An 11,710-nucleotide genomic window follows, 5' to 3' on the forward strand; every position below is an offset into this window, starting at 1 on the left:
ACACGGTTGTAGCCTGATAAGACGTGTCAGGCATCGATCTCTTATTTTTGGCTGAACTTCCGCCGACCATAAACCAGCCAGGTCAGCAGCACACAAACGATGTAGAAGATTAAAAACACTTTCATCGCGCCTACCGGAGAGCCGGTCATATTGAGCGACATGCCAAACGCCTGCGGAATGAAAAAGCCGCCCACTGCGCCAATGGCTGAGATAAAGCCCAGAGCCGCCGCCGTTTCGGTGACGGCTTCTTTCTGAGCTTGCTCATCACTACCGCCTTTCATCTTCACCCGATAAATGGTTATCTGGCGAAAGATGACGGCGATCATCTGGAAAGTAGAACCACTTCCCAGACCTGCGGTCAGAAACAACCCCATAAATACGGCGTAAAATGCGATGAAATTACCGGAGCCTGTGCCCGGTAAGGTAAGGAACAGCAGGGCGCTGAAAATCGCCATAAAAATGAAGTTGATCAACGTCACCCGCACGCCGCCGAATTTATCGGAAATAGCACCACCAACCGACCGCGCGATGGCACCAATAAATGGGCCAAAGAACGCCAGGCGCAGAATATTCACATCAGGGAACTGAGTTTTCGCCAGCATGGCAAAACCCGCAGAAAAACCGATAAACGAACCGAAGGTGGCAAGGTAAAGCAGGCTCAGCAGCCAGAGATGCAGGCGTTGTAACACTGGCAGCTGGTCGGCAATTGACGCGCGTGAACTGGCGATATCATTCATCCCTGACCAGGCGGCGATCGTGGCAATCGCCAGTAATGGCACCCAAATCCATGCGGCATTCGCCAGCGACATCACCGAACCGTCGGCCTGCGGTACGCCATTGACGCCGAGAAAGGCAAATACGGGTACAAAAATGACCAGCGGTGCAACCAGCTGCATCACACTTACACCTAAGTTTCCTAACCCGCCATTAATCCCAAGTGCGCTCCCTTGTTTGGCTTTTGGGAAGAAGAAACTGATATTGCCCATGCTCGAAGCAAAGTTCGCACCTGCAAAACCGCATAGCAAAGCGATAACGATAAATATCCCAAAAGGAGTATTCGGATTCTGCACGGCAATTCCGAGCCAGACGCAAGGAATAATCAGGATTGCAGTACTAAAAACCGTCCATCGGCGTCCACCAAATATAGGCACCATAAAGGAGTAGGGGACACGCAATAATGCGCCAGAAACGGAGGGTAATGCGGTTAATAAAAAGAGTTGATCGGTAGTGAAATTAAAACCGATTTTATTGAGATTAACAGTAACTGCGCTAAATAGCATCCAGACACAGAAGGCAAGAAGTAGACAACTGACTGATATCCAGAGGTTTCTTCGAGCAATATGTTTTCCTTTATTTTCCCAGAAGGCCGGATTTTCTGGTTTCCAGTCGCGCAAAAGATAACGACTAGTTTTCTCATTTTGCAGTGCCATATTGTTCCTCACATGTACACATTGGTAATGAAAAAAAGACAAAACAGGAGGTAAGGCGCAATAGCCAGTTATTAGAATTAAGGATGAATTAGGTGAAGTGCTGATTGAAAGAATAGATAAGAAAGCGTAACCGCGGGGGCAGAATGGGGATTAAACAGACAGATATGTGTTACTAAATGTAACTAACAAGCTAACCATTAAACGGATGTTAAGCTATGTATGCATGTCATGATCCAACCCTTCAGATGATGAATCCAAAGGGTTTATATTTTTAACAAGACCAGACACTTATAGAATTAGTGATAATTTATTCACTAAAAAGGCCATGAGCTGGAGGAAAACGTTCTGTCCAGAAAGTCTATCGGTTCCTCTCTTATCGCCTCATTGTAATAATCGTTATTACAGTAAGTATTGTTTATTTCATCTAAGGTCATATTTTTAATTTTTATATTCCTCTGGTTTACAACTTCTTCTGTTTTGTAAGTATGTATATTATATGGGTTACATGCATTTTTAATATGATAGTGAAACAATTCGTTATCCACATCTACTCCGTCAGAGTGAACTTCAAATGCACCAGGCGAAAGAATTGCCAGGCCAGTATTAAGCTTAAGTGCTGGGGAAAACAAATTAAATAACATGAGCTGGATAGTAGGGCAATTGTTCTTCCCAGAAACATTTAAAAAATTTAAGTTTTTGCTCTGTTTTATTATGGGGAATAAAGTTCCAATATCGGACGTATTCTTAGTGTCAATGCGGGTTATTTTATTATTGTCCAGCCTTAAACTTTTGATAGATGAAAGATAAGTCAGGAAATGAAGGTTTATTTTTTCCAACTGATTGTTCGCAGCGTTTAATGTCTGAATATTGCAGAAGTTGCTAAAGAATATTTTAATTTCAGAAAGCAAGTTGTTGTTGATAAGTAACGTATTCAAGTTGGGAAATAAGGTATTATGTAAACTTGTTAGTTTATTATGGGATAGATCCAGAAGTAAGAGTTCATCTTTATTTCCTGCCACAATATCAGTTAATTGATTGTGGCTGAGATTCAGGTACTGCAGCCTTTCGCAACATTCTAATTGCACAAACTCTAGTTGATTATGTGCCGCACTAAAATAAGTAATTGATGAAAGCCTATCTATATCAATATTTCTGAGAGAATTATTATTCATAGATATATGTGTAATGCTTACATTTCTACCTTGAGGAAAATTTATTGACTCAAGAGCATTACTATTCAGACTAAGGTTGATGAGTCTATCGTAGGTGGTTGCATCAAAATGTTTGAGTTGGTTCTCATCAAGATTGATAGAGGTGAAGTTTTGCAGTCCTGGTGGTTGGGTAGTTAAATTAAGCCCTGATAAATCAATATCATTCTGTTTCGACAAAAAAGCACAATTTATCCTTTTAGCGGCTTCGTTTCGGCATTCCGGACGATGGATTTCACCTGTAAGTATGCGTTCTGCTTTCCATTTATTTAATTCGCGCATCCAGTTAAGTTCATTTTTTTCTGGATGTTGCTGTATGGATTGTGGATTTATTTTATTAAATATTGAAGGGAATTTCATAACTGCTCCGTAGTAATGCTTTATTTTAATGATTTATTACCCTTGATAAATCAGGATGTGTTTTATAACTCTGTTGTAAAGGATTGGCTTAACCAATTATTGGATGTTGGACCAAAACCTAAGGAAGGTTTATCCTCATTATGAATATAATAACAGACGGGTGTACCCGTTGGGTCCTTTAGCCCCGAGTGTGAGGGTAGAGAAGAGGAATTTGACTTATAGTCACCAACCCCGTACATGCGATGCATAGGCAGAATGGCTTTTAGTTCTGCGTCAGAAAATATTGTTTCTTCTTCTATTAAATCGTACTCTCTGGAATAATATTTTGATCTATAACGAATAGACATTGAGTCATTGTCTTTTATATGATTTCCTTCGGAATTCTCGCTTACTTCTACAAGATGTTCATCGCTGGTATCGATATTTGTGATTGCCAGGTTATAAGATAAATCAATGGTCACTTCATTAGTGTCATCAATTATATTTCTTACTGCAGTCCAGTACTGCATTTGGGCAAGTGGATCATTGTTGATGCCGTTAACTAATACATGCCAAAGATGTTTTGATGATATTAATTGATCAATGTCATCTGTTGGCAATAAATTGTTATTGCTTAAGTTTAAATATTCCAGTTTTGTAGTGGCTTTCGCGTTTAAATGTGCAATATGGTTGTCGTTTAAAGTGATTTTCTCCACTATGGGGTGATTGTGTAATATAATGTCATTGATCATATTATGATGGGCACTTAACTCAATCAGAGATTCTTGCCGGGAGAGATCCAGCGATGCTAGCTTGTTATAATCAAGATTAAGAAATTTCAGTTTATAACTATCAGAAATATTAATTTTTGTCAGATTGTTATTTTGCGCTTCCAGGTTAACCAATGAATGCTGATTTTTAAAATCCAAACTTTCCAGATTGTTGTGATCAATATAAATATTTTCCAGTTTTGATTCATTTGGAAAGGTTATCGTTTTAATTTTATTAAAGCTGAGGTTGATATTGACGAGGCTGGCATTGTCAGTAAAGTCAAGACAAGTGAGACAATTGTTTTCCAGATTTAACGTGTTAACTGTCGAGGGGATAGGCGGTAACTCACTCAAATCAAGATATGACAAATCAAGAGATGCCATGTTCGAATTGTAAGCTTCTTTAATTCGCTCTACGGCAATTGCTCTTTCTTCACCATTATTAAGCGACTTATTACCCCATTGTGCCAGTCGTTCACAAAAATTGCTGGAGATGGTTTCTTTGTTAGGTAATGCGTTATTTAATTGATAACTGGCATTGTTTTTTACACAAGCTGTATTAATATTGGTCATAATCACTCATCAATAAATATTATAGTAAGATGTCCCCGGAGGGTATGGAAGAATATTAATTGAGGTGAATGACCAGAAATATCAAAAATTGCTCATTTTTACTTAAGGAGTCATACAGCAGCACTTAAATCAAAAACCAGCCCAGAGAAGGGCTGGTCAGGAGAGGATGTTAGAACTGATAGGTAATTCCCGTTGCGACGATGTTATCGGTGCGAATATCTACGGCACGGGTAAAGTCGCTTTCATCAATCAGGTTGATTTTATAATCAACATAGGTCGACATATTTTTGTTGAAGAAATACGTCGCACCAACGTCGATATACTCAATCATGTCCTGGTCGCCGTAGCGGCCCAGATCTCTGCCTTTCGATTTCAGGTAAGCGAGTGATGGGCGCAAGCCGAAGTCGAATTGATATTGTGCCACTACTTCAAAACTTTGTGCTTTGTTAGAGATATAACCATCGCCATAGGTGGTCATGTTTAATGTTTCAGCGTAATTAGCTGCAAAGTAGATGTTGTTGGCATCATATTTTATACCTGTAGCCCACAGTTCTGCATTCTTACCGGAGGCATTGAGAGGATTAGCAGCGGCTCTTTCCTGCGCATTTGTCCGATCGGATTTGGTATACACCGCACCGATACCAAAGCCATCATAAACATAAGTTGAGGAGATACCGAAACCGTCACCATTGGCACGCGTGTAGTCAGCACCATAAAGATGACCATTGTCAGTGCGTTCATTTTTGCCTTGATATTGCGCGGCAAAGTTCAGACCTTCAATTAAGCCGAAGAAATCGTAGTTGCGATAGGTTGCCACACCGGTAGTACGGTATGTCATGAAGACATCTTTCTGACTCCAGGTATCGCCACCAAATTCTGGCAACATATCGGTCCATGAACCAATGTCATAGCCGACACCGTAGTTACGACCATAGTCCAGAGAGCCAAATTCACTAATTTTTAAACCTGCATAGGCCAGACGGGTCTTGTTACCGCGCGAGCCGTTGGCTTCATCGTTATAGCCTTTAAAATCATATTCCCAGTGACCAAAACCAATCATTTGATCATTGATTTGCGTTTCTCCTTTAAAGCCGAGACGGGCATAAGTTTTATCACCATCGTCACGCTTATCATCAGTAAAATAACGTAGAGCGGTAACCTTGCCATAAAGGTCTAGTTTATTACCATCCTTGTTATAGACTTCGGCAGCGTGTGCTACGTTCGCAGCTAACAAACCAGTTACAACCACCGCAACTATTTTTAATTTCATTTAACAGAATCCTTTTAATTATCGTTAAACGTATTTTCTAAACGAATTTTAAACGGCGTCATTTATAAATGACATACTGTTTTTAAAATAGAATGGTGATTAAAAACAATGAGAAAAATAGATGAAATAATATTATTTATCGATATGTGATCGAAGTCGAAATGAAATATAAGGTGAACTACTGGTATTTGAAATTTATTTTTTTATATTGTCGGAATTTATCTGATTAACTGCCGGGCCGTAGACCCGACAATTATTTTAGCCACGACGTGTCGCCAGCCAGCAGAGCAGGGAACCGCCGCAGACCATTAGCGCGCCTTGCCAGAACGAGAACGACAGCGGGGCGCTGAGCAGCACGGCTGCAAGCGCTGAGGAAAGGACGGGCGTAAAATACGAACCTACCGCCATAATGGTGACGTTGCCATGTAATATACCGACGTTCCATGCAGCATAAGCAAATCCTAAGGTAAATGCCGCAGAGATGAGTTTAATCATGACTGGCGTGCTAAATACCATTTCTGGTTGTGGCGTGAGAAAATAGTAAACCCACAGACTTGCTCCCGTTAGCAGGACAAAAACGGTAATTCCGTTAAATCCGCGTGCGTATTTATTCGTTACTGTGCAGTAGGCTGCCCAGATAAACGCACCAATAAACGCCAGGAAATAACTCAATGGGCTGGTGGTGATATTATTGATGATTTCATCATAATGTAACCCATTGTCACCACCTAACACCCAGCAGACGCCAACCAGGGCTAATAATAATCCTGGTACAATCAGCCAGTTGGTTTTCTGACCATTAAACAGAATGGCAAAGAGAATTGTCAGGCTGGGCCACAGATAGTTCACCATACCCACTTCAATCGCCTGATGACGGGTCGCCGCATATCCTAAGGAAAGCGCCAGACAGATTTCATAGCTGACGAATAACAGACACCCGGCGAGTAAATAGCCTTTCGGGATCTGCCGAATACGCGGAAATCCAACCGTGAAGATTAACAGCAGCCCGCTTAATGAATAGATAGCAGCTGCGCCGCCGACCGGGCCGAGCCCCTCACTGACACCGCGAATCAATCCTACCATCGTGCTCCACAGGACGATCGCTATTAGCCCTATGAGCGTTGCTTTTTGTCGTGTCATGCTCGCTGTTTTGTCTCTCTTGCCGTTAAAAATTAAGCTGAATTTTATAGCATTTTTTTAACTGGCCTGTCAGGCAGTGGTGCGTTTTTCTACCGCTATTGAGGTAGGTCAATTTGCGCAGGCGGATTATTTTGTGGCAAACACGTGTTCTTTTTGATTTCGCGCAAAAAGATTCAGAATTTTACTGTTAGTTTCCTCGCGCAGTAATACCCCTGAAAAAAGAGGAAAGCAATGGACGTCAGTCGCAGACAATTTTTTAAAATCTGCGCGGGCGGTATGGCGGGAACAACAGTAGCAGCATTGGGCTTTGCCCCGAAGCAAGCACTGGCTCAGGCGCGAAACTATAAATTATTACGCGCTAAAGAGATCCGTAACACCTGCACATACTGTTCCGTAGGTTGCGGGCTATTGATGTATAGCCTGGGTGATGGCGCGAAAAACGCCAGAGAAGCGATTTATCACATTGAAGGTGACCCGGATCATCCGGTAAGCCGTGGTGCGTTATGCCCGAAAGGGGCCGGTTTGCTGGATTACGTCAACAGCGAAAACCGTCTGCGCTACCCGGAATATCGTGCGCCAGGTTCTGACAAATGGCAGCGCATTAGCTGGGATGAAGCATTCTCCCGTATTGCGAAGCTGATGAAAGCTGACCGTGACGCTAACTTTATTGAAAAGAACGAGCAGGGCGTAACGGTAAACCGTTGGCTTTCTACCGGTATGCTGTGTGCCTCCGGTGCCAGCAACGAAACCGGGATGCTGACCCAGAAATTTGCCCGCTCCCTCGGGATGCTGGCGGTAGACAACCAGGCGCGCGTCTGACACGGACCAACGGTAGCAAGTCTTGCTCCAACATTTGGTCGCGGTGCGATGACCAACCACTGGGTGGATATCAAAAACGCTAACGTCGTAATGGTGATGGGCGGTAACGCTGCTGAAGCGCATCCCGTCGGTTTCCGCTGGGCGATGGAAGCGAAAAACAACAACGATGCAACCTTGATCGTTGTCGATCCCCGTTTTACGCGTACCGCTTCTGTAGCGGATATTTACGCACCTATTCGTTCCGGTACGGACATTACGTTCCTGTCTGGCGTTTTGCGCTACCTGATCGAAAACAACAAAATCAACGCCGAATACGTTAAGCATTACACCAACGCCAGTCTGCTGGTGCGTGATGATTTTGCTTTCGAAGACGGTCTGTTCAGCGGCTACGACGCTGAAAAACGTCAATACGATAAATCGTCCTGGAACTATCAGTTCGATGAAAACGGCTATGCGAAACGCGATGAAACACTGACTCATCCGCGCTGTGTGTGGAACTTGCTGAAAGAGCACGTTTCCCGCTACACGCCGGACGTAGTAGAAAACATCTGTGGTACGCCAAAAGCCGACTTCCTGAAAGTGTGTGAAGTGCTGGCCTCCACCAGCGCACCGGATCGCACAACCACCTTCCTTTACGCGCTGGGCTGGACGCAGCACACCGTGGGTGCGCAGAACATCCGTACTATGGCGATGATCCAGTTACTGCTCGGTAACATGGGTATGGCCGGTGGCGGCGTGAACGCATTGCGTGGTCACTCCAACATTCAGGGGCTGACCGACTTAGGCCTGCTCTCTACCAGCCTGCCGGGTTATCTGACGCTGCCGTCAGAAAAACAGGTTGATTTGCAGTCGTATCTGGAAGCGAACACGCCGAAAGCGACGCTGGCTGATCAGGTGAACTACTGGAGCAACTATCCGAAGTTCTTCGTTAGCCTGATGAAATCTTTCTACGGCGATGCTGCGCAGAAAGAGAACAACTGGGGCTACGACTGGCTGCCCAAGTGGGACCAGACCTACGACGTCATCAAGTATTTCAACATGATGGATGAAGGCAAAGTCACCGGTTATTTCTGCCAGGGCTTTAACCCGGTTGCGTCCTTCCCGGACAAAAACAAAGTGGTAAGCTGCCTGAGCAAGCTGAAGTATATGGTGGTTATCGATCCGCTGGTGACTGAAACTTCTACCTTCTGGCAGAACCACGGCGAGTCGAACGATGTCGATCCTGCGTCTATTCAGACTGAAGTATTCCGTCTGCCTTCGACCTGCTTTGCTGAGGAAGATGGTTCTATTGCTAACTCCGGTCGCTGGTTGCAGTGGCACTGGAAAGGTCAGGACGCGCCGGGCGAAGCGCGTAACGACGGCGAAATTCTGGCGGGTATCTACCATCATCTGCGCGAGCTGTACCAGGCCGAAGGTGGTAAAGGCGTAGAACCGCTGATGAAGATGAGCTGGAACTACAAGCAGCCGCACGAACCGCAATCTGACGAAGTAGCTAAAGAGAACAACGGCTATGCGCTGGAAGATCTCTATGATGCTAATGGTGTGCTGATTGCGAAGAAAGGGCAGTTGCTGAGTAGCTTTGCGCATCTGCGTGATGACGGTACAACCGCATCTTCTTGCTGGATCTACACCGGTAGCTGGACAGAGCAGGGCAACCAGATGGCTAACCGCGATAACTCCGACCCGTCCGGTCTGGGGAATACGCTGGGATGGGCCTGGGCGTGGCCGCTCAACCGTCGCGTACTCTACAACCGTGCTTCGGCGGATATCAACGGTAAACCGTGGGATCCGAAACGGATGCTGATCCAGTGGAACGGCAGCAAGTGGACGGGTAACGATATTCCGGACTTCGGCAATGCCGCGCCAGGTACACCAACCGGACCGTTTATCATGCAGCCGGAAGGGATGGGACGCCTGTTTGCCATCAACAAAATGGCGGAAGGTCCGTTCCCGGAACACTACGAGCCAATCGAAACGCCGCTGGGCACTAACCCGCTGCATCCGAATGTGGTGTCTAACCCGGTTGTTCGTCTGTATGAACAAGACGCGCTGCGGATGGGTAAAAAAGAGCAGTTCCCGTATGTGGGTACGACCTATCGTCTGACCGAGCACTTCCACACCTGGACCAAGCACGCGTTGCTCAACGCAATTGCTCAGCCGGAACAGTTTGTGGAAATCAGCGAAACGCTGGCGGCGGCGAAAGGCATTAATAATGGCGATCGTGTCACTGTCTCAAGCAAGCGTGGATTTATCCGCGCGGTGGCGGTGGTAACGCGCCGTCTGAAACCGCTGAATGTAAACGGTCAGCAGGTTGAAACGGTGGGTATTCCAATCCACTGGGGCTTTGAGGGTGTCGCGCGTAAAGGTTATATCGCTAACACTCTGACGCCGAATGTCGGTGATGCAAACTCGCAAACGCCGGAATATAAAGCGTTCTTAGTCAACATCGAGAAGGCGTAAGGGGGCGAACAGATGGCTATGGAAACGCAGGACATTATCAAAAGGTCCGCAACTAACTCCATCACGCCGCCTTCTCAGGTGCGTGATTACAAAGCAGAAGTCGCGAAACTTATCGACGTTTCCACCTGTATCGGTTGTAAAGCCTGTCAGGTGGCGTGTTCGGAGTGGAACGACATCCGTGATGAAGTGGGGCACTGCGTCGGGGTTTACGATAACCCCGCCGATCTGAGCGCCAAGTCCTGGACGGTGATGCGCTTTAGCGAAACCGAACAGAACGGCAAGCTGGAGTGGCTGATCCGTAAAGACGGCTGTATGCACTGTGAAGATCCGGGCTGCCTGAAGGCGTGCCCGTCTGCTGGTGCAATCATTCAGTACGCTAACGGGATTGTCGATTTCCAGTCGGAAAACTGCATCGGCTGTGGTTACTGCATTGCCGGGTGTCCGTTTAATATTCCGCGCCTCAACAAAGAGGATAACCGGGTATATAAATGCACGCTCTGCGTCGATCGCGTCAGCGTCGGCCAGGAACCGGCTTGTGTGAAAACCTGTCCGACCGGGGCTATCCACTTCGGCACCAAGAAGGAGATGCTGGAGCTGGCGGAACAGCGCGTGGCGAAACTGAAAGCGCGTGGTTACGAACATGCTGGCGTCTACAACCCGGAAGGGGTCGGTGGTACGCACGTTATGTACGTGCTGCATCACGCCGATCAGCCGGAGCTGTATCACGGTCTGCCGAAAGATCCGAAGATCGACACCTCGGTAAGCCTGTGGAAAGGCGCGCTGAAACCGCTGGCAGCGGCTGGCTTTATTGCCACTTTTGCCGGGTTGATTTTCCACTACATCGGTATTGGCCCGAATAAGGAAGTGGACGATGACGAGGAGGATCATCATGAGTAAGTCGAAAATGATTGTGCGCACCAAATTTATTGATCGCGCCTGTCACTGGACCGTGGTGATTTGCTTCTTCCTGGTGGCGCTGTCCGGGATTTCGTTCTTCTTCCCGACGCTGCAATGGCTGACGCAAACCTTCGGTACGCCGCAGATGGGACGCATTTTGCACCCGTTCTTCGGCATTGCGATTTTCGTCGCGCTGATGTTTATGTTTGTGCGTTTTGTGCATCACAACATCCCGGATAAGAAAGATATTCCGTGGCTGTTGAACATTGTCGAAGTATTAAAAGGCAATGAGCACAAAGTGGCGGATGTCGGTAAGTACAACGCCGGGCAAAAGATGATGTTCTGGTCGATCATGAGCATGATTTTCGTGCTGCTGGTGACCGGGGTGATTATCTGGCGTCCGTACTTTGCGCAGTACTTCCCGATACAGGTTGTCCGTTATAGCCTGCTGATCCACGCGGCTGCGGGTATCATCCTGATCCACGCCATCCTGATCCATATGTATATGGCATTCTGGGTGAAAGGATCGATTAAAGGGATGATCGAAGGAAAGGTGAGCCGTCGCTGGGCGAAGAAACACCATCCGCGCTGGTATCGTGAAATCGAGAAGGCAGAAGCGAAAAAAGAGAGTGAAGAAGGGATATAATCTCTTTTGAACTTTAAGCTGAAAATGGCGCTTTAAGAAGCGCCATTTTTTTTGTGCACAGAAAACCCCCAGCTAGGCTGGGGGTTCCGGAAAGCTTTCAGCTTTGAGCCAGTTATTAAAACCCCTTTTGATTTGTTAAAACACCTTGCGGTCTGGCA

The 11,710-nt window shown here is 46.0% G+C and carries 7 protein-coding genes and 1 pseudogene; 3 read left to right on the forward strand and 5 right to left on the reverse strand.

From position 1 onward, the window contains the following. Nucleotides 1–41: 41 nt before the first annotated feature. From narU to yddG, 5 genes and pseudogenes are all read right to left on the reverse strand, one after another. Nucleotides 42–1,430: a nitrate/nitrite transporter NarU gene (gene narU / locus ACJHYD_RS23115; RefSeq protein ID WP_001551104.1), complete on the reverse strand. Its 1,389-nt coding sequence runs from the start codon at nucleotides 1,428–1,430 to the stop codon at nucleotides 42–44. Nucleotides 1,431–1,744: 314 nt separating this feature from the next. Beyond that, nucleotides 1,745–2,998 carry a leucine-rich repeat domain-containing protein gene (locus ACJHYD_RS23120; protein WP_001551105.1) on the reverse strand — a complete coding sequence of 418 codons (1,254 nt, stop codon included), beginning with the start codon at nucleotides 2,996–2,998 and terminating at the stop codon, nucleotides 1,745–1,747. 443 nt (nucleotides 2,999–3,441) lie between these two features. Then, nucleotides 3,442–3,729, reverse strand: a pseudogene (locus tag ACJHYD_RS23125) (leucine Rich Repeat family protein); the annotation flags it as partial. A 760-nt stretch (nucleotides 3,730–4,489) separates the two neighbouring features. Beyond that, a complete protein-coding gene (ompC, locus tag ACJHYD_RS23130) occupies nucleotides 4,490–5,590 on the reverse strand; it encodes a porin OmpC (protein ID WP_000768393.1) in 1,101 nt (366 codons plus the stop codon). Between the two features lie 258 nt (nucleotides 5,591–5,848). Continuing rightward, nucleotides 5,849–6,730, reverse strand: coding sequence for an aromatic amino acid efflux DMT transporter YddG (yddG, locus tag ACJHYD_RS23135; protein ID WP_000198203.1), 882 nt, complete (start codon nucleotides 6,728–6,730; stop codon nucleotides 5,849–5,851). Between the two features lie 231 nt (nucleotides 6,731–6,961). Here yddG and fdnG point away from each other — a divergent pair, with 231 nt between their 5' ends. The 3 genes from fdnG to fdnI are packed head-to-tail and all read left to right on the forward strand — an operon-like array spanning nucleotide 6,962 to nucleotide 11,552. After that, nucleotides 6,962–10,009 carry a formate dehydrogenase-N subunit alpha gene (gene fdnG, locus ACJHYD_RS23140; RefSeq protein WP_012602782.1) on the forward strand — a complete coding sequence of 1,016 codons (3,048 nt, stop codon included), beginning with the start codon at nucleotides 6,962–6,964 and terminating at the stop codon, nucleotides 10,007–10,009. Between the two features lie 12 nt (nucleotides 10,010–10,021). Further along, nucleotides 10,022–10,906, forward strand: a complete 885-nt coding sequence (gene fdnH, locus ACJHYD_RS23145; RefSeq protein ID WP_001240582.1) for a formate dehydrogenase N subunit beta — start codon at nucleotides 10,022–10,024, stop codon at nucleotides 10,904–10,906. Beyond that, nucleotides 10,899–11,552, forward strand: a complete 654-nt coding sequence (fdnI, locus tag ACJHYD_RS23150; RefSeq protein ID WP_000045646.1) for a formate dehydrogenase-N subunit gamma — start codon at nucleotides 10,899–10,901, stop codon at nucleotides 11,550–11,552. Before fdnH ends, fdnI begins: the two co-directional genes overlap by 8 nt. The last annotated feature ends 158 nt before the right edge of the window (nucleotides 11,553–11,710 follow it).

It is taken from the genome of Escherichia sp. WS1368 (assembly GCF_046487485.1).
Taxonomy (GTDB): domain Bacteria; phylum Pseudomonadota; class Gammaproteobacteria; order Enterobacterales; family Enterobacteriaceae; genus Escherichia; species Escherichia coli.